At 66.8% G+C, this 19552-nt stretch carries 17 protein-coding genes; 11 read left to right on the top strand and 6 right to left on the bottom strand.

Annotated features, from left to right (window positions below; all coding sequences use genetic code 11):
- Positions 1–24: 24 nt before the first annotated feature.
- The 8 genes from ABIA73_RS06460 to ABIA73_RS06425 all read left to right on the top strand — a co-directional run bounded on the left by ABIA73_RS06460 (position 25) and on the right by ABIA73_RS06425 (position 8694).
- A complete protein-coding gene (locus ABIA73_RS06460; protein WP_025875493.1) occupies positions 25–1029 on the top strand; it encodes a TRAP transporter substrate-binding protein in 1005 nt (334 codons plus the stop codon).
- Between the two features lie 10 nt (positions 1030–1039).
- On the top strand, positions 1040–1573 hold the full coding sequence (locus ABIA73_RS06455) for a TRAP transporter small permease (RefSeq protein WP_134831779.1): 534 nt from the start codon (positions 1040–1042) through the stop codon (positions 1571–1573).
- Positions 1574–1576: 3 nt separating this feature from the next.
- A complete protein-coding gene (locus tag ABIA73_RS06450; RefSeq protein ID WP_025875489.1) occupies positions 1577–2860 on the top strand; it encodes a TRAP transporter large permease in 1284 nt (427 codons plus the stop codon).
- Positions 2861–2877: 17 nt separating this feature from the next.
- Positions 2878–4467, top strand: a complete 1590-nt coding sequence (locus ABIA73_RS06445; protein WP_100437248.1) for a family 43 glycosylhydrolase — start codon at positions 2878–2880, stop codon at positions 4465–4467.
- Between the two features lie 38 nt (positions 4468–4505).
- Entirely contained in the window at positions 4506–5564 is a 1059-nt protein-coding gene (locus ABIA73_RS06440; RefSeq protein ID WP_025875485.1) for a LacI family DNA-binding transcriptional regulator, read from the top strand.
- A 243-nt stretch (positions 5565–5807) separates the two neighbouring features.
- Positions 5808–6656, top strand: coding sequence for a 5-dehydro-4-deoxy-D-glucuronate isomerase (gene kduI / locus ABIA73_RS06435; protein ID WP_032978442.1), 849 nt, complete (start codon positions 5808–5810; stop codon positions 6654–6656).
- A gap of 82 nt (positions 6657–6738) precedes the next feature.
- Positions 6739–7494, top strand: a complete 756-nt coding sequence (gene kduD, locus ABIA73_RS06430; RefSeq protein WP_132826369.1) for a 2-dehydro-3-deoxy-D-gluconate 5-dehydrogenase KduD — start codon at positions 6739–6741, stop codon at positions 7492–7494.
- Between the two features lie 102 nt (positions 7495–7596).
- A complete protein-coding gene (locus tag ABIA73_RS06425; protein ID WP_032978573.1) occupies positions 7597–8694 on the top strand; it encodes a GDSL-type esterase/lipase family protein in 1098 nt (365 codons plus the stop codon).
- 69 nt (positions 8695–8763) lie between these two features.
- On the opposite strand, the gene ABIA73_RS06420 is transcribed toward ABIA73_RS06425, so the two are convergent.
- From ABIA73_RS06420 to phhA, 3 genes are all read right to left on the bottom strand, one after another.
- Positions 8764–9240 (bottom strand): Imm26 family immunity protein, encoded by a 477-nt coding sequence (locus ABIA73_RS06420; RefSeq protein ID WP_354275560.1) that lies wholly within the window; start codon positions 9238–9240, stop codon positions 8764–8766.
- Between the two features lie 198 nt (positions 9241–9438).
- Positions 9439–10095 carry a DMP19 family protein gene (locus ABIA73_RS06415; RefSeq protein WP_354275559.1) on the bottom strand — a complete coding sequence of 219 codons (657 nt, stop codon included), beginning with the start codon at positions 10093–10095 and terminating at the stop codon, positions 9439–9441.
- Positions 10096–10126: 31 nt separating this feature from the next.
- Complete coding sequence (gene phhA / locus ABIA73_RS06410) at positions 10127–11020, bottom strand: phenylalanine 4-monooxygenase (protein WP_059063088.1); 894 nt, start codon at positions 11018–11020, stop codon at positions 10127–10129.
- Positions 11021–11145: 125 nt separating this feature from the next.
- Between phhA and ABIA73_RS06405 the strand changes: the two genes are divergently transcribed.
- Together ABIA73_RS06405 and ABIA73_RS06400 are read left to right on the top strand one after the other, a co-directional pair.
- On the top strand, positions 11146–11628 hold the full coding sequence (locus ABIA73_RS06405; RefSeq protein WP_025875473.1) for an Lrp/AsnC family transcriptional regulator: 483 nt from the start codon (positions 11146–11148) through the stop codon (positions 11626–11628).
- 107 nt (positions 11629–11735) lie between these two features.
- Positions 11736–13739 carry a hypothetical protein gene (locus ABIA73_RS06400; RefSeq protein ID WP_354275558.1) on the top strand — a complete coding sequence of 668 codons (2004 nt, stop codon included), beginning with the start codon at positions 11736–11738 and terminating at the stop codon, positions 13737–13739.
- Positions 13740–13766: 27 nt separating this feature from the next.
- Here ABIA73_RS06400 and ABIA73_RS06395 read toward each other — a convergent pair whose 3' ends face one another.
- A complete protein-coding gene (locus ABIA73_RS06395; protein ID WP_025875469.1) occupies positions 13767–14759 on the bottom strand; it encodes a patatin-like phospholipase family protein in 993 nt (330 codons plus the stop codon).
- A gap of 208 nt (positions 14760–14967) precedes the next feature.
- Positions 14968–15996 carry a TIGR00266 family protein gene (locus ABIA73_RS06390; protein ID WP_354275557.1) on the bottom strand — a complete coding sequence of 343 codons (1029 nt, stop codon included), beginning with the start codon at positions 15994–15996 and terminating at the stop codon, positions 14968–14970.
- A 159-nt stretch (positions 15997–16155) separates the two neighbouring features.
- Here ABIA73_RS06390 and ABIA73_RS06385 point away from each other — a divergent pair, with 159 nt between their 5' ends.
- Positions 16156–18426 carry a TonB-dependent receptor gene (locus tag ABIA73_RS06385; protein WP_032978438.1) on the top strand — a complete coding sequence of 757 codons (2271 nt, stop codon included), beginning with the start codon at positions 16156–16158 and terminating at the stop codon, positions 18424–18426.
- Between the two features lie 145 nt (positions 18427–18571).
- Here the strand turns inward: ABIA73_RS06385 and ABIA73_RS06380 are convergent, their stop codons facing one another.
- Positions 18572–19414, bottom strand: a complete 843-nt coding sequence (locus tag ABIA73_RS06380; protein WP_059063090.1) for an acid phosphatase — start codon at positions 19412–19414, stop codon at positions 18572–18574.
- Between the last annotated feature and the right edge of the window lie 138 nt (positions 19415–19552).

Raw genomic sequence — 19552 nt, 5'->3', positions numbered from 1 at the left:
GTGAACACGCGCGGGAGGGCGCAGATGATCACACGACGACATTTCCTGGCCGGCGGCGCTGCTGCGCTGGCCACCCCGATGCTCGCGGCCTGTGGCCGCGGGCCCGCCGATGCCATCGACGGCGGCCAGCTGCTGACGGCCACCGACGTGCACGTGGCCGACTATCCCACCGTGACCGCGGTGAAGTGGATCGGCGAAACCCTGCAGCGCGAAAGCAACGGTCGCCTGCGCCTGCGGCAATACCATTCGGGCCAACTCGGTCGCGAATCGGAAGCGATCGACATGGCCCGTTTCGGTGCCATCGACATCACCCGCGTGTATGCCGGTGCGTTGAACAACGCTTTCCCGCTCACCCAGGCGCTGTGCCTGCCGTACGTGTTCGAGTCGGTGGCGCACCAGCGCGCCGCACTGGATGGCGGCATTGCCGATGCGGTCCTGCGTGGTTTCGAGAGCCGCGACCTGGTCGGCCTGGCCATCTATGATTCCGGCGCACGCTGCTTCTACAACACCAAGCATCCGATCGTGCAGCCCGGTGATCTGCACGGGCTGAAACTGCGTGTGGCGTCCTCGGACATCTTCATCCAGCTGATGCGCCTGCTCGGCGCCAACCCGACGCCGATGTCGCTGGGCGATACGTTCTCCGGCATGGAGACGCACATGATCGACGGCGCCGAGAACAACATGCGCAGCTTCCACTCCAGCCGCCACTTCGAGGCCGCGCACTACTGGTCGCAGAGCGACCACTCGTATGCGCCGGACGTGCTGTTGATGTCGCGCGCCAGTTTCGAGCGCCTGCAGCCGGCCGACCGCCAGCTGCTGCTGGAGACCGCGCGCGCCTCGGTGAAGGTGATGCGCGAGCAATGGGATGCGTCCGAAGATGCCGCGCGCCGCGCGGTGCTGGCCTCGGGCGTGAAAGCCAACGAGGTGGACCTGCCCGCCTTCCGTGCCGCCGCCCAGCCGCTGCTGCAGCAGTACCTGCAGCAACCCGAGCTGGCTGCGCTGGTCGCCCGCATCCGTGCCGCCGCCTGAGGACACTGCCATGACCGAGACGACGATTTCCACCGGACCCGGCCCCGGCCAACGCCTGCTGGACCGCATCGCCGACATCGCCATCCATGTCGCCGTGGCCGCGCTGCTGGGGCTGGTGGTGGTGCAGGGCTGGCAGGTGTTCGCCCGCTACGTGATCAACGATTCGCCCAGCTGGACCGAGCCGGTGACCCTGCTGCTGCTGGCCACCGCCATGAGCCTGGGCGCGGCCTGCGGCGTGCATACCAATCGCCACTTCGGCTTCTTCCTGCTGCACGCCTACATGGGCCCCGGCCTGCGCCGGGTGGTGGATGTGTTCACCCAGCTGGTGGTGGCCGTGCTGGGCGGTTTCATCGCGTTCTGGTCGGCCGACCTGCTGCTCGATGGAATGGACATCAAGACCGCAGGCGCCAACCTGCCGCAGAGCATCAACTACCTGCCGCTGGCCGTGGGCGGTGCGCTGATGCTGTTGTTCGCGCTGAACCGTGCGTGGAAAGCGCTGCATGCCACGGCAGCCGATGCCGACGACGCTGAAGGAGATCGTTGATCCATGGGCATCACCATCCTGTTCTCTGTTTTTGCCGCGCTGTTGTTGTTGGGCGTGCCAGTGGCCTACGCGCTGGCCGCCGCTGCGCTGGCCACCCTGCTCTACCTGGACATTCCCAGCATCGTGCTGGTCCAGCAGATCTCCGCAGGTACCGGTTCGGCCTCGCTGATCGCCATTCCACTGTTCATCTTCGCTGGCGAGATCATGATGCGCGGCGGCATCTCCGAACGCCTGATCGCCCTGGCGTCATCGCTGGTCGGGCGCATGCGCGGCGGCCTGGGCCAGGTCTCGATCCTGTCCTCGCTGTTCTTCGGCGGTGTATCCGGCTCGGCCATCGCCGATGTGTCGGCGGTGGGCGGCACGATGATTCCGCAGATGGTCAAACGCGGCTACGACCGCGATTTCGCGGTCAACGTCAGCATCACCGCTGCGCTGGTGGCGCTGCTGGTGCCGCCGTCGCACAACCTGATCCTGTTCTCGGCCGCCGCCGGTGGTGGCCTGTCGATCGCCGACCTGTTCGCCGCCGGCATCGTGCCGGCGCTGCTGATGACCCTGGCGTTGATGATCACCGGCTACGTGGTCGCGCGTCGCCGTGGTTATGGCGTGGAAGTGTTCCCGGGCTGGCGCGCGGTGCTGCTGCGCATCGTCTCCGCCCTGCCCGGCCTGGGTCTGGTGGCGCTGATCTTCGTGGGTATCCGCGCCGGCATCTTCACTGCGGTGGAAAGCGCGGCCATCGCCGTGGTCTACGCCCTGCTGGTCACCACCGTGCTGTACCGGCAGCTGCGCTGGCGTGAGTTCTTCGACACCGTCATCCATGCCGCGCGCAGCACCGGCGTGATCCTGTTCGTGATCGCCACCGCGGCGGTGTTCGGCTGGCTGCTGGCCTACCTGCAGGTGCCTGCGGCGGCGGTGGACTTCCTGCAGTCGTTCGCGCACAGCCAGTTCATGGTGCTGCTGATGATCGTGGTGATGCTGCTGCTGCTGGGCACCTTCATGGACCTGGCACCGATGATCCTGATCTGCACGCCGATCTTCCTGCCGGTGGCCAAGGCCTATGGCATCGATCCGATCCACTTCGGCCTGGTGCTGGTGCTGACCGGTGGCCTCGGCCTGGTCACGCCGCCGGTGGGCTCGGTGCTGTTCATCGGTACCGCCATCGGCAAGATCAGCGTCGGCCAGAGCATGCGCACGATCTGGCCGTTCTGGTTTGCCGCGCTGGGCGTGCTGCTGATCGTCACCTTCTTCCCGTCGCTGTCGCTGTGGCTGCCCGCCGCGCTGCGCGCCTGATGAGCGGAGGCAATCACATGACACCGACGCTGCACCGCGCTGCTGCAACCGCCCTGCTCGGCCTGCTGCTGGCCGCGCTGCCTGCCCTGGCTGCAGATCCCGCGCCCGCGCAGTGGAAGCGCGGCATCGAGCACCAGCGCCAGGGCGACCTTGGCAACGGTACCTTCCTCAACCCGGTGCTGGCCGGTGACAGGCCCGATCCGTCGGTGCTGAAGGACGGCGAGGATTACTACCTCACCCTGTCTTCGTTCGACGCCTACCCCGGCCTGCCGATCTGGCACTCGCGCGACCTGGTCAACTGGCAGCCGCTCGGCCATGCGATCACGCAGAACGTAGGCGCGATCTGGGCGCCGGACATCGTCAAGCACCAGGGCCGCTACTTCATCTACTTCCCGGCGCGCACCGGTGAGCGCCGCAGCAACTTCGTGGTCTGGGCCGATGACATCAAGGGCCCGTGGAGTGCGCCGATCGACATCGGCCTGGGCGGCTACATCGACCCCGGCCACGCGGTTGGCGAGGACGGCAAGCGCTACCTGTTCCTCAGCGGCGGCGACTACGTGCAGCTGGCCGATGACGGCCTGAGCGTGGTGGGTACGCCCAAGCATGTGTACGACGGCTGGCGCTACCCGGAAAGCTGGGACGTGGAGGCCTACGCGCAGGAAGGCCCGAAGATCCACTTCCGCGATGGCTGGTACTACATGACCACTGCGGTGGGCGGCACCGCCGGCCCGCCGACCGGGCACATGGTGATAACCGCGCGCTCGCGCTCGATCCACGGCCCGTGGGTGAACGCGCCGAACAACCCGATCATGCGCACCCGGTCGGCCGCTGAACCATGGTGGTCGCGTGGCCACGCCACGGTGATCGAAGGCACCGACGGCCGCTGGTGGATGATGTACCACGGCTACGAGAACGGCTTCTGGACGCTGGGCCGGCAGGCGCTGCTGGAACCCATCGAATGGACCGCCGATGGCTGGTTCGTGGCCAAGGGCGGCGATCTCGGGCAGCCGCTGCGCAAGCCATCGGGCAGCGCGCTGGCACCGCACGGCATGGCCCTGTCGGATGCTTTCACCGGCCGTACGCTGGGCCCGCAGTGGGCGTTCTTCAACCCGGCGCTGGATGAATACCGGCGCCTGCACTTCAGCGGCGACGGCCTGGTCCTGCAGGGCAAGGGCAGCACGCCGCGCGACGCCTCGCCGCTGACGACCATTGCCGGGGATCCGGCCTACCAGTTCGAGGTGCAGATGGAGATCGCCCCCGGCGCGGTGGGCGGTGCCCTGCTGTTCTACAGCGACCGCCTGTATGTGGGCGTGGGCAGCAACGGCGAGCAGTTCGTCATGCACCGCTACGGCGAGGAGCGCCCCACCCGGCTGGCGGCCAGCGCCAAGGGCGGCCGGCTCTGGCTGCGGGTGACCAACAACCGCCACATCGTCACCATCCATTCCAGTGCCGATGGCCAGACCTGGCAGAAGTATCCGGTTCAGATGGAAGTGTCCGGTTACCATCACAATGTGGCCGGCAAGTTCCTGGCACTGAAACCGGCCCTGTATGCGGCCGGCAACGGTGCGGTAACCTTCCGCAGCTTCCGCTATCGCGCGCTGGACTGAGCGCGCGCTGGAATCCCCAGGCTTATCGGGTTCACTACATGTCAGTGCGCAACAAGAACGATGCCGCTACGCCGGCATTGGCAAAGGGCAAGGCAGCCACGATCAACGACATCGCGCGACTGTCGGGTGTATCCAAGAAAACGGTTTCAAGGATCATCAACAACTCGCCGCTGGTGCGCAAGGACACGCGCGACAAGGTGGAAGCGTTGATGCGCGAAGTCGGCTACACCCCCGACCCGCTGGCCCGTGGCCTGGCCTTCCGCCGCTCGTTCCTGATCGGCATGGTCTACGACAACCCCACCGCGCAGTACATCGTGGACATGCAGTACGGCGCGCTGGATGCGCTGCGTGGCTCCAGCTTCGAACTGGTGGTGCACCCCTGCGACAGCCGCAGCCCGGGCTACATCGACGGCGTGCGCCGCTTCGCCCAGCAGCAGAAGCTGCATGGGGTGATCCTGGTGCCGCGTGCGTCCGAAGACCAGGCGCTGGCGGACATGCTGGACGAGATCGGCTGCCGCTTCACCCGCGTGGCTGCGCTGCCGCTGGATGAAACCTCGCAGATGGTGGTCACCCACGACCGCGACGGTGCCGCCGAAGCGGCCGACTACCTGCTTTCGCTGGGCCACCGTGACATCGCCCTGGTGACCGGCCCCAGTGCATACCGCTCGGCGCACGAACGCACCGCCGGCTTCATCGAGGCGCTGTCGCAGCGTGGCATCGAGCTGCCGAAGGATCGCATCATCGAGGCCGGCTACACCTTCGAATCGGGTGTGGCCGCCGCCGAGAAACTGCTGCTGGGCAAGCGCCGGCCGACGGCGATCTTCACCGGCAACGATGAAATGGCCGCCGGTATCTACAAGGTCGCGCTGCGTGCGGGCATCAACATTCCGCGCCAGCTGTCGATCGTCGGTTACGACGACAGCCCGCTGGCCTCGCGCCTGTGGCCGTCGCTGACCTCGGTGCGCCGGCATACCCGCGACACCGGCCGCACCGCTGCGGCCATGCTGATCCAGCCCGAAGGCCAGCCTGCGCTGCAGATCGCCAGCGTGCGCCCGCACCTGATCGTGCGCGATTCCTGCCAACCTCCCGAGGATTGATCCCGCAGGGATCAATCCTGTAGGTCACGACCGTTGGTCGTGACACCTTTCACGGATCAGTCCGGTAGGTCACGACCAACGCTCGTGACACTCCACCCGCCCTCCCCCCATCGATCGCACCTGCCGATGCCGTCCAACCACCATCGTGCAGCGCAAAATGACACCGGTTTCCTGTCTGGCTAGAATCGACCGTGAACCGTGCCGGGGCCGAACCATCGGCCCGCCCCCTGCTCTGGAGAAGCCATGTACTGCAAGACCCATTACGCCACCCATCCCGACGCCATCAAGGGCGCCAGCAACGATCAGCTGCGCGAGCTGTACCTGCTCGATGGCCTGTTCAACGCCGATGCGGTGACCCTGAAGTACACCCACTACGAGCGCTTCGTGCTGGGCGGTGCGGCGCCGGTCAACGGCCCGCTGTCGCTGCCGGCGCAGACCGAACCGGCGTCGGCCGCTGGCCATCCGTTCCTGGAGCGTCGCGAGCTGGGCATCATCAACGTCGGCAGCGGCACCGGTACGGTCACCGTCGATGGCACCGTGTACACGCTGGGGCCGAAGGATGGCCTGTACGTAGCGATGGGCAGCAAGGACGTCGTCTTCGCTTCGCAGGACGCCGCCAACCCGGCGCAGTTCTACCTGGCCTCGACCCCGGCGCATGCGCGCTTTGAAACCAAGCAGCTGTCGATCAAGGACGCGGTGGCACTGGATCGCGGCGCGCTGGAAACGAGCAACGAGCGCACCATCTACCAGTACATCGTGCCGGCCACCTGCCAGTCCTCGCAGCTGCTGCTGGGCCTGACCGTGCTCAAGCCGGGCAGCGTCTGGAACACCATGCCGCCGCACCTGCACGACCGCCGCAGCGAGGTCTATTTTTACTTCGACCTGGGCGACAGCGACCGCGTCTACCACTTCATGGGCGAGCCGGACGCACAGCGCCACATCGTCATCCAGAACAACGAAGCGGTGGTGTCGCCGCCGTGGTCGATCCACATGGGCGCCGGCACCAGCAACTACGCCTTCATCTGGGCGATGGGTGGCGAGAACCTGGATTACACCGACATGCACGTGCTGGACATCTGCCAGCTCAAGTAAGCGCCGGGCGGCCACCGCGCACGCCGTGCCGGTGGCCACCTGCCCCGCATCACGCACGCCTCTACCAAGGAACGCATACGCAATGACCAATCCCTTCAGCCTGGAAGGAAAAGTCGCTCTGGTAACCGGTGGCAATACCGGCCTGGGCCAGGGCATCGCAGTGGCGCTGGCTGCCGCAGGCGCCGATGTCGCCGTGGCCGGCATCGCCCCGCCCACCGAAACCATCGAGAAGATCACCGCGCTGGGCCGCCGCTGCCTGGCGGTGGAAGCCAACCTGATCAGCATCGAGCCGGTCGAGCGCGTGGTGCGCGAAACGCTCGAAGGCCTGGGCAGGCTGGACATCCTGGTCAACAACGCCGGCCTGATCCGCCGCGCCGACGCGGTGGATTTCAGCGAGCAGGACTGGGACGACGTGATGAACGTCAACATCAAGTCGGCCTTCTTCATCTCGCAGGCTGCCGGCCGCCACTTCATCGCCCAGGGCAGCGGCAAGATCATCAACATCGCCTCGATGCTGTCGTTCCAGGGCGGCATCCGCGTACCGTCGTACACCGCCAGCAAGAGCGGCATCGCCGGCATCACCCGCCTGCTGGCCAACGAGTGGGCGGGCAAGGGCGTGAACATCAACGCGATCGCACCGGGCTACATGGCCACCGACAACACCGCCGCGCTGCGCGCCGACCAGGACCGCAACAAGGCGATCCTCGAGCGCATTCCGGCCGGCCGTTGGGGTACGCCGGAAGATCTGGCCGGCGCGGCGGTGTTCCTGGCCTCGTCGGCATCGGATTACATCAACGGCGCGGTGCTGCCGGTCGATGGTGGCTGGCTGGCGCGGTAATGCTTGGTTTTCGGTAGTGCCGGCCACTGGCCGGCATTTCCACCGACGCTCAACGCATCCATGAAGTTGCCGGCCAGCGGCCGGCACTACCAGGGCCCGGCCATGCGGAAGCTGTTGTTGCTGTTGCTGCTGTCGAGCGCCGCCGCGCATGCGGCGCCGGTGCGGTTGTTCATTGCCGGTGACTCCACTGCGGCCGAATACGGGCCCGAGCGTGCGCCGCAGGCGGGGTGGGGCCAGGCGCTGCAGAGCTACCTGGATCCGGCGCGCTTCGAAGTGCGAAACCACGCCAAGGGTGGGCGCAGCACGCGCAGCTTCATCGACGAAGGGCGGCTGGATGCGATTGGCCGCGAACTGCGTCGCGGCGATGTGCTGCTGATCCAGTTCGGCCACAACGATGCGAAGTTCGAAGACCGGACGCGTTATACCGATCCGGACAGTGACTACCCGCGGATGCTGATGCGCTACGTGCAGGTGGCGCGTGACAAGGGTGCCACGCCGGTGCTGGTCACGCCGGTGGCACGGCTGCTGTACGACTTCGGTTCGCTGCTGGATACGCACGCGCGTTACACGTTGGCGATGCAGCAACTGGCCACACGCGAGCACGTTGCACTGATCGACCTCAACGACCGCAGCATGCGCTGGATCCGCGCGCTGGGCGAGCAGGGTGCACGCCCGTACTTCCTGTTCGTGCCCGAGCAGAAGAAGGCCGACGGCACCCATTTCAGCGTGGCCGGTGCGAATGCCGTGGCGTGCCTGGTGCTGCGCGAGGCGGTGCAGGTTCTGCCGGCGCTGCAGCCTGCACTGGTGCGCGATATCGACTGCGATGTAATGGGGGTGGGGCAGGGCGGCGATCCTGCGCGTGCCTCGCAGGTGGTGCACGAAGACACGCTGGCGCGCGCACAGCCCGGCCCACATGGCGGCGCCGGGCCGACCACGGCGTACCCGTTCTTCGCCGATGCGCAGGGCCTGCCGTTCGTGCTGCGCAAGCGCGTGCTGCACAAGGGCGCGGGCATCGGCCTGCATCCGCAGCACAAGGATGAGATCTACTACATCGTGAGCGGGCAGGGCAGCTATGTGCTGGATGGAAAACAGCACGACGTGCGTGCGGGGCATGCGCTGCTGACGCGCAAGGGCAGCAGTCATGCGCTGCAGCAGGTGGGTGATGAGGATCTGGTGGTGCTGCTGGCGTATCCGCGGTGATCGGTAGCGTCGAGCTTGCTCGACTGCTTTGGTCGATGCGGCGACCGCTGCAAAAAACGGATGGATGTACTAAGAGTCCATGACAAGGAATTCATCTGCTCGCTGCAGTATTTCCCTAATGACATCCTCTTCATCGAACTTCTGGAATAGCGGAAGCTCGTCGTACTGACCAAACTTGGCGGCTGCAATGAAGTGTCCGCGGAATACAACCATCCTCACTTCAGGTCGCGATGCAGCGATCTGCTTTCTAGCAGGCGCCCACGCCGATGCTTCATCACTGAACGGCAGGTTGCCGATACGCGGCCATCTTCCCGTCTTGAGGGCATCCTGAAAGAGGAATACGTCCAAAACGCTTTTCACAGTGGGTATCTGTGCGATGGAAAGAATGCAGGCCCTGGAGATGACAGGGAGAATACCGACATCCACATCCTGATATGCCCGGATGTAGCCGAAGCTCTGCTGCTCGGCATCCAATGGAACTGCAAAGATGTCTCCAGCGGCGACACGTACGCGCTTCCTGGACTTCGTCTCAACTCTCGTTTGCATCAGTGAGCTATCTCTTATGGCCGACCTTCAAGCCAGAGCGAAGGTCATGCACGGCAACGATCATTCGAGCGTTGCTGTTCCGAGGCCGTCATTGGCCAAGGGCATTGGATCGAACGGGATAACGCGCAAGATTGCTACGGTCCAGGACTGAGATTCAAGGCCAGTTGCGACATCGCATCAAATCAGACCCGTGTCGAGTCAGGTTATCAGCGGTTCCGGGCCGAAGTTCTTCAACCCCAACCGGGCCAAGTCTTCCGGCCGCGCGAAATACGCTTCGTCGAAGGCATGCAGCGCCTCCTGCTCCTGTTCGGTCATCGCGCCATACAGGTCGGTCAGTTCCTTGATCGCCGGGTCGTCTTCCAGCCGGTCGAGCAGACCACGCATGCCGGCCAGGATCGCGTGCGTCTGCGTTGCGCCCATCGCCTGCAATGCGCGCAGCGCCAGCTGGCAGGTCGGGTCGCCCCAGTTGCACAGGAACTGCATGAAGCCGCCGTTGTTGATGTCCGCTTCCATCCGCCACATCGCCACCAGCTGCTGGTCTTCATCGGACAGCGCATCAAGCGACCACGCGGCCGCCTTCAGCCGCGCCAGCGCCGCCTCGTAACGGTCATCCCACACCTGGTTCGGAACATCGACCACGCCGCGTTGCTGCGTCGGCAGCAGCGCGGGCCAGTTCACGCCCAGCCCATCGGTCGTGAGCATCCAGTGCGCGCGCTGTTCGGCCGTGGCTTCGAACAGCGCGGGCGCCCAGCGCAACGGCTGCCGGGTGCGGCGGCCATCGGCCAGGGTCAACAGGATGAAGTCGTCATCGAAGCTGATGTCGATGACACGCAGGGAAGCGAAAGCGTCGGTCATGCGGGTCAGGATAGCGGACCCGCCTGTGGGCTCACACGTCGCCGCCGTCCGCCCAGCCTTCGCCCGTACCCGCCTGGAACACGCGGTCCTCAGCCTGCACGTCGCCCGCCGGCAGGTGCGCCTGGTCGGCCAGCGCGGCATAGATCGGGGTGAAGTCCGGCGACGTAGCCTGCATCAGCTGCTCGAAGCTGTCGATGACGAAGTAGGTCTTCTGGAAGGTGTCGATGCGGTAGCGCGTGCGCATGATCCGCTGCAGGTCGAAACCGATGCGGTTCGGTGCGGCGGACTCAAGCGAGTACAGCGATTCACCCTTCGACGAGACGATGCCGGCGCCGTAGATGCGCATGCCTTCGGGCGTGTCGATCAGGCCGAACTCCACCGTGTACCAGTACAGGCGGGTCAGGTTCTGCAGCGCCTCGGGGCCGATCGCATGTGCTTTGACGCCGCCGCGGCCGTAGGCCTCCATGTAGTTGGCGAACACCGGGTTCATCAGCAGCGGCACGTGGCCGAACAGGTCGTGGAACAGGTCCGGTTCGGCGATGTAGTCGATCTGGTCGGGGCGGCGGATCCACCATGTCACCGGGAAGCGGCGGTTGGCCAGGTGGTCGAAGAAATCCAGTTCCGGCAGCAGGCCTTCCACGCCGACCAGGGTCCAGCCGGTGGCCGCGCCCAGCACTTCATTGAGCTGGTCGAAGCGCGGGATCATGTGCGCGCTCATGCCCATCTCGTCCTGCGCATCCAGGAACTCCTGGCAGGCGCGGCCGACCAGCAGTTCGCGCTGGCGCTGGTACAGCGTGCTCCAGGTGGCGTGGTCGTCGGCGGTATAGGTGTCCCACGGCTGCTCGACGAGCGCGGTGGTGTACACCGGCACGTAGCCCTTGTCGGTCTGCTGGTGTTCGACGCGGCGGGGCTGGGCGAGGTCCATGGAAGACTCCTTGACGGGATACCCACGATGCTAGGGCAGGGGGCGCGCAACAGGGTTGCAAAAGTTGCGCGGATTGACCTTGTTGGCGCAATATCCTTGCGTACTCACCATGTTGCGGGGCAACAATGGCCGGAGAAGTCCAGTTCGATCGCACGGATATACGTCTGCTGGCTGAAATCCAGCGTGATGGTCGCGCCACCAACGCGGAGCTGGCGACGCGGGTGAACCTGTCGCCGTCGGCCTGCCTGCGTCGCCTGCAGCGGCTGGAAAGCGAAGGGGTGATCGTCGGCTATGGCGCGCGACTGGAGCCCCGTCGGCTCGGTCTGGGGCTGCAGGCGTTCGTGCGCGTCCAGCTGGAAAAGCATGACCAGGCTGCGATCGGGCACTTCGTCGACAGCGTGCAGGCCTGGGATGAAGTGGTGGCCTGTCACGCCCTGACCGGCGACATGGACTATCTGCTGCATGTGTATGTGCGCGATCTGGAGCACTTCTCGCGTTTCCTGCTGGACAGGCTGCTCAACGCCGGTGGCGTGGCCGATGCCAATTCCAGCTTCGTGCTGCGCACGGTGAAGGGTTTCCAGGCATTGCCTTTGTCGCAGCTGGAATGAACCGGCGGCCGCGGTGATGTTTGACGGCGCGCGCGGGCTGGCCGAGCATCGTGGCCCGCGGCGGCCGTGCACACGCAGGCCGCGCAGTGATTCCCTCTGGCTCCGGCATGTCTGATACCCCATCCCCGACGTCTTCCCCGTTGTTCCTTCCGCTGCGCGAGCAGAGCCTGCTGCGGCACCTGAGCGACGGCACGCCGCCGGACACACCGCTGGAGCAGGCCGGCCTGCTGGTGGCCATGCTGTGCCGCCGGCAGAGGCCACCGGCCACCCAGCTGCAGCGGTTGCTGCACGACGCCTGTGCGCTGTTCGCCGCCGATGATGGCCCTGCTGCGCAGGCGCAGCTGGCGGCCAGCGCTGGACAGGACGCGCGGGCGCTGGAGGCGTGGCTGGGCGTGCTGGCCGCGCAGGACGTGCTGCTGGCACCGGACGAGGTGATGGAGGCGGTGCTGGCTGCATCGCCGGACGCCTATCCCGGCGCGGACTTCCAGGCGGCGTGCAGGATCACCCTGGAAGAGCACACGATCCACTTTCCGGCGACATCGCTGGCCGAAGGCGATGACGAAGACGCCGGCGATGACGAACAGACAACGCATGCAACCCAGCACAACGGCCTGTTCACTTCCGAACAGGCACGCGTGCTGCGTGCGATCGCGGCCAATCCCGATGAATTGATCGACCTGCAGGCCTATGCCGGCACCGGCAAGGGCCATCTGGTGCTGGCGCTGCTGCAGGCTCGCCCGGGCCGTTACACCTATGTGGCGCCCACGCGTGGCCAGGTCGAGGCATTCCGCGCGCGGCTGCCGGCCGACGCCGGCACGCGCCTGCTGACCCAGATCGAGTTCGCCAACGCGATCGCCCGCCATGCCGCCGCCAACGGCCTGACCGGTGGATTCGTACCGACCTACCGGCAGAGCACGCTGACCCTGCGCGAGGCGGCCGCCCGACTCGGCTTGCCGGCCATCGGTGCACGCCGGCCGGACCAGGTCCTGATGATCGCCCTGGACGCCATCAACCGGTGGTGCGCGTCGTCAGCGCCGAGCCTGCAGGCCTGGCACTTCCAGCGCTCGCTGGGCGCAGCGCAGCTGGAAGCCACGCCGTTCATCGCGGCCGCGGAGTTCGTCTGGCGCTGCATGTTCGATCCGGTGGTGCAGAAGGGTGGCTGCCTGCGCCTGGATGCCGGACACATCGGCAAATGGCTGGCCCTGCGTGCCGTGCCGCTGCCGGTGTCGCTGGGCATGGTGCTGGTCGATGAGGCGCACGATCTCAGCCCTGCATGGAAACAGCTGCTGGCCACCCACGCGCCCGGCGTGGTCAGCCTGGGCGATCCGCATCAACGGCTGAGCGGACGCGTACAGCGCTGGTCATCGGCGAAAACGCTGGAGATGCACCAGTCGGTGCGGCAGGGGCGGCAGGTCGATGCGCTGGTCAACCAGTCACTGGCGTTGGACGATCTCGGCGAACCGGCGCCTTTCGTGGGCGCCAGCGACCGCGCCACCGGCCTGCGCCGCTATGACGACTGGTCGGTGGTGCCCAGCACCGGCGCCCGCCTGTACGGCAGCCTGTGGCGGATGCTGCTGGAAGCCAACGCGCTGGTCGCGCGCGGCGCGCGCGTGCATCTGCATCCTGCGTCGCGGCAGGCGCTGTTGAAAGAGGTGGACGGTCCGATCGACGCCTGGCGCAGCGCCGCCGCTGGCGGCCCCGGACAACGCTGGGAAAGCTTCGTGCAGGTCTGTGCCAAGCGTGGACAGGCGGACATCCCCGCGCTGTTTGCCGGTGGCTTCGATGCTGCGGCGTTGCAGCGCCTGCTCGGGCAACTGGTCGATGCGGACGAGGCCAGCGTCGTGCTGTGCCTGGCCCAGCACGCCAAGAACCTGCAGTTCGCTACCGTGTCCATGGCGCCGTGCTGCTTCGACAGCGGCCATGATGCGCGCGCGCTGCACAGCCCGGTGCGCGCGGCCTATGTGGCGATCACCCGTGCCCAGCAACAGCTGTGGCTGCCGGGGGACGCGATGGAGCAGTTGCAGCTGAGCGCACAGCGGCATGACCGGGCGGTGGATGAGCGGCGCCGGCAGCGACGCCTGGCCAGTGGTTACCCACCACCGCGGCGCTGACCGCGGCGGCCGTTCAAGCGCCGCGCGTCAGCACTTTTCCTTGCGGCCCATCAGCTTGCCCAGGCGCGAAGGCTCGTCGCACTTGGGCGCAGCCACCGGTGCCGGTGCCAATGCGGCGGCGCGGGCCTTCTGCAGCTGCTGGATCTTGGCGCGGATCTGCGGCATCGCCGCCATCGCGGCCTTCTCGCCTTCAAGGATGGCCGTGCCACGCTGGCTGAAATCGGCAGCACCGATGTCCAGCACCTTCGGCCGGATCACGATGTCGGCGCGCGCCAGTTCCTGCTCGCCCAGGCGCTGGCCCATGATCGAGATCGACTGGTTGACGATGCCGAGCATGCCGGTCGGTGCCTTGCCGCTGGCCTTGCTGGAGATGTCCACGGCGATCACGAACTCGGCACCGAGCTGTCGTGCGGCATCCACCGGCACCGGGCTGACCACGCCGCCGTCGATGTAGTTGCGGCCACCGATCTTCACCGGCTCGAACACCCCGGGGATGCTGCTGGAAGCACGCACCGCCTGGCCGACGTTGCCGCGCACGAAGATCGAACGCTCGCCGGTTTCCAGCTGGGTGGCGACGGCGGCGAACGGCTTTTTCAGGCGCTCGGCCGGGCGGTTGGCCACCTGTTCGTTGACGTAGTCCTGCAGCTTCTGGCCCTGCACCAGGCCACCGGAGAACAGGCGCACGTCGCGGATGCTGGCTTCATCCAGCGCCACCGCCTTGCTCTGCATCTGGAAGGCGTCCATGCCGCTGGCATACAGGGCGCCGACCACGCTGCCGGCACTGGTGCCGGACACCACCACCGGTTCGAAGCCGTTGGCCTCGAGCATCTTGATCACGCCGATGTGCGCAAAGCCCTTGGCCGCGCCGCCGCCGAGTGCGATGCCGATCTTCACCGGCTTGGCCTGCGGAACCACGGTGGGCTGCGCGGGCGGGGTGGGGCGGACCTCTTCACCACCGCAACCGGCCAGCAGGCCGAGCAGGGCGACGGACAGCAGCACGCGGGGGCGGAACAGGCTCATCGGCAGTGCGCTCGCGGCGCCGGATTCAGGAAAGGGCGCCAGCATACCGAAGGCGTGGCAGGCCGGGCAGGGTGGGTCGGCTCCCCATTCATGAAATCGCCTGCCGCCGACTGGGTAGTGCCGGCCGCTGGCCGGCAATCGCTGGGATGCATGGGTTGCCGGGGTTGCCGGCCAGCGGCCGGCACTACCAGCCGTCCAGCCTTCCCGCTCAGCCCAGCAGCGAACTCTCGCCGCGGCTCTTGCCGCCGCCCTGCGGCGCGGCCATCCACATGCGGCCGGCCAGGCGCGAGAACGGCAGCGACTGCAGCCAGACCTTGCCTGGCCCGGTCAGGGTGGCCAGGAACACACCCTCGCCACCGAACAGCACGCTTCGGATGCCTTTGACCCGGCGCACGTCCATGTCCACGGTCGGGTGGTAGGCGACGATGCAGCCGGTATCGACGTCCAGGCGTTCGCCGGCGGCCAGCTCACGCTCGACCACGCAGCCGCCGGCATGGATGAACACCCAGCCATCGCCTTCAAGCTTCTGCATGATGAAGCCCTCGCCGCCGAACAGGCCGGTCATGATCTTGCGCTGGAACTGCACGCCGATCTGCACGCCGCGCGCGCCCGCCAGGAAGCTGTCCTTCTGGCAGATCAGGCGCCCGCCGTGCTGGTCCAGCTTCATCGCCAGCACGGTGCCGGGATAGGGCGCGGCGAAAGCGACCTTGCCGCGGCCCTGGCCGGTCTGCGTGTAAACGGTGGCAAACAGGCTTTCACCGGTCAGCACGCGCTTGCCGGCCGCCATCACCTTGTCCATGAAACCGCCACTCTGGCCGCTGCGCGCGCCGCCGCCGAAGACGGTGTCCATCTGCACCGAGGCATCCTTGAACATCAGCGCGCCGGCCTCGGCCACCGCACCTTCGCCGGGATCCAGCTCGATTTCCACGAACTGCATTTCATGGCCGACGATGCGGAAGTCGATGCGGTCGGCGCGGCCGCCGGTTGATGCTGTTGCGACTGCAGGGGTGACTGCAGGGGTGACTGCAGGGGTGACTGCAGGCATCGGCGGCGGAGCCGCGGTGCCGGTGCCGGCCTGCTGCAGGGCGGCGATTTCGGACACCGGTGTCCACCCTGTCATGCCCTGGCACCAGGCCAGCGCGCGCGGATTGGCCTGGGCGAAGCGGCGCGCAGCCTCCTCGTCGAACGGACCGACACGGTCGGCCTGGCCGGGAGCATGGAAGTACCACTGGGTCATCGCAGCAGGTCCGTTGCGGGGGAAAACCCCGAGTCTAGCGGCAGCGTCCGGCGGCGCGCGAGGCGGCCATGAACGATCGGCATTTGCGAGGGAGGTGCTGTATTGCAACAATTATCTGGTAGCGCCGTTTTACCACCCCTCCAAACACAGCCTACCGCCATGTCTCCGACCCGTACTTCCCGTGGCCGCTCTCCGGTCGCGCGCCCGCTCGTTGTCGCTCTTTCCGCCCTGCTGCCGCTGGTAGCAGCCGCCCAGGAAACCCCCGCCGCCAAGGATCCGGTCGCCCTCGATGCGCTGCAGGTGACTGCACAGCGTCGTGTCGAGAACGCCAAGGACGTGCCGGTTGCGATCAGCGCGATCCAGGGCGAAAAGCTCGATGTGCTCGGTTCGGCGGGCGATGACATCCGCTTCCTTGCTGCGCGCGTGCCGAGCCTCAACATCGAGTCGTCCTACGGCCGTGCCTTCCCGCGCTTCTACATCCGCGGCCTGGGCAATACCGATTTCGACCTCAATGCATCGCAGCCGGTCTCGCTGGTGTACGACGATGTGGTGCAGGAAAGCCCGCTGCTGAAGGGCTTCCCGCTGTTCGACCTGGCCGGCGTGGAAGTGCTGCGCGGCCCGCAGGGCACCCTGTTCGGGCGCAACACCCCGGCTGGCGTGGTCAAGTTCGATTCGGCGCGGCCGTCGCAGGATGCCGATGGCTACGTGCGCGTGGGCTATGGCAGCTACAACAGCTGGAACGTGCAGGGCGCCTACGGCGGCCCGCTGACCGACCGTTGGTCCGCACGCGTGTCGGCCATCTACCAGCGTCGTGACGACTGGGTCGACAACACCCGTGCCGGTGCGCCCAACAGTGGTTTTGAAGGCTATGACGAAGCCGCCGGGCGCGTGCAGTTCCTGTACGAAGGCGATGACTTCGAAGCGCTGTTCAACCTGCACAAGCGCAAGCTCAACGGCACCGCGCGCCTGTTCCGCGCCAACATCATCGAGAAGGGCGGCAACGCGCTGGTCGAGAACTTCGACCGCGACAAGGTCGCCAACGACGGCGTCAACTTCTCCGACCTGGAAACCTGGGGCGGCAGCGCGCGCCTGCAGTGGAACCTCGGTTCGGTGACCCTGCATTCGATCACCGGCTACGAGACCGCCGAATCGCTCAACCGCGGCGACATCGACGGTGGCTACGGCGCCGCGTTCCTCGGCGCGGGCAACTCCGGCCCGGGCCTGATTCCGTTCTCGTCCGAGTCCGCCGACGGCCTGCCGCACCACCGCCAGTGGACCCAGGAATTCCGCGTGGAATCCAACGAATGGGGCCGCTTCGATTGGCAGGCCGGCGTCTTCTACTTCGATGAAGACGTCACCATCAACAACTTCAACTACGACTCGCTGACCCCGGGCAACCCGCAGACCGGCCACGTCGTGCAGCAGCAGCGCAACAAGGCGTGGGCGGTGTTCGCCTCGGGCGACTTCGATGTTACCGACCGCTTCAAGCTGCGTGCCGGCGTGCGCTATACGCAGGACAAGAAGGACTTCAGTGCCAGCGTGCTGCAGGCCGTGCCGTTCGGCACCCCGGTCAGCGGTCCGTACCTGGCCAACACCGACGTCAACGACGTCAGCTGGGATGTCAGCGGCGTGTACAAGCTGACCGACAACGTCAATGCCTATGCACGCGTGGCCAAGGGCTTCCGCGCACCGTCGATCCAGGGTCGCCTGGCGTTCGCACCGGGCCTGTCGCAGGCCGATTCGGAGAAGGTGATTTCGTACGAAGCCGGCATCAAGGCCGACCTGTTCGAACGTCGTGCGCGCCTGGGCTTCAGCGTGTTCCGCTATGACGTGGACGGCCAGCAGCTGATCGCCGTCGGTGGCACCAACAACACCGCCACCCTGCTCAACGCCGACAAGACCATCGGCCAGGGCGTGGAGCTGGACCTGGAGGCCTACCTGGCCGACAACGTGCTGCTGACCTTCGGCAGCAGCTACAACGACACCGAGATCAAGGACAAGAACCTGGCGGTGGCAGTCTGTGGCGGCGGCTGCACCATCACCGACCCGACCACGGTCATCAATGGCGGCACCTATGCGCTGGTCAACGGCAATCCGCTGCCGCAGGCACCGAAGTGGATCCACAACGCGACCCTGCGCGTGGGCTTCCCGCTCAGCGATGGCAGCGAGCTGTATGCCTACACCGACTGGGCCTACCGCAGTGCGGTCAACTTCTTCATCTACGAGTCGCCGGAATTCCGCGGCCGCAGTTCGCTGGAAGGTGGCCTGCGCCTGGGTTACAACTGGGATTACGGCCAGTACGACGTGGCCGTGTTCGGCCGCAACCTGACCAACCAGACCCGCGTGGTCGGCGCGATCGACTTCAACAACCTGACCGGCTTCCTCAACGAGCCGCGTACCTGGGGCGTGGAGTTCACCGCGAAGTTCTGATGCGGCTGCAGCAATGATGCAATGAAGAAGGGCCGGCGCAATGCCGGCCCTTCTGTTTTTCGCGTCCGCCGGGAACGGTCCGGCGCTACCCATGCGTCGCGCCCGGTAGCGCCGGGCCATGCCCGGCGAGCGCAGCGGCGGTGGATTACAAGGCGCTCTGCGGGCGCACCTTCAGCACGGCGTTTTCGGTGGCGCAGTCGCGGCTGGAATGCAGGCCGGCCTTGCGCGCAGCAGCGATCTCCCTGCGCGCGGCAAGCAGGTCGCTGTTGAACGCCGCGTTGTCATGCAGGCGGGCCACGGCGGCGGCGCCCATGAAGCGGCCTTCGAGGATGTCGCTCTGCCAGTGCACGTTGCACACCAGGCGGCTCTCGCCGTAGTTGCGGCCGCGCGCCTGGATGGCATCGGCGCGGTCCGGTGCGATCTCCGACAGGATCAATGCCCATGCCCAGCCGATCGAGGTGTGACCGGACGGATAGGAGCCGTTGCTGCGCAGCCCCTCCTCATCCTTCGGCGAGCAGGTCGGCTCGCCGTTGACCATGAACGGACGGGGGCGCTGGTACGTGTTCTTGGCGGCCTTGGTGGCAGCACTGGCGTCGATGCGGCTGCGCTCCAGCAGGCGGTACAGGGCCGGGGTCTTCACTGCATCCACGTCGATGTCGGCGGCACAGGAAAAATGGTTGGCACCTTCCGGAAAGCCGAGTTCGGCATCGACGCCGGCCTGGGCGAAACGCGGGCTGCCGCGCAGCGCACGTGCTTCACGGCTGACCTGCTCGTCCAGCGCAAAGGCCGCCGAGCCGGCGGCCGGTGGTGCCGGCACCAGATCGATGCTGGCCGGCACTGCGGTCTTGTCCAGGTAGCCCACGGCCTTGGTGGTGACGTTGGCTTCGACGGCGGTCGGTTTGCTGGCGGTGGTGGCGGCGCAGCCGGCCAGCGACAACGCGATGGCCAGGCCCAGCAGCGGCCGGGCAGGGGGGAGGATCGACGACATGGGCAGACTCGGGCAGGGAACTCGCCGGCCATGATCGCAGCCTCGATTGCCGGCCGCAGCGTCCATCGGTCATACGGCCAGACCCGGCATGGTCCCGCTGCACTGGATGAAAACGGTCATCAATTGTCGGCAATCTGC

The sequence above is a fragment of the Stenotrophomonas sp. 2694 genome, from assembly GCF_040548715.1.
In the GTDB taxonomy this organism is placed as follows: domain Bacteria; phylum Pseudomonadota; class Gammaproteobacteria; order Xanthomonadales; family Xanthomonadaceae; genus Stenotrophomonas; species Stenotrophomonas indicatrix.
This window is presented reverse-complemented; position numbering and strand designations above follow the sequence as displayed.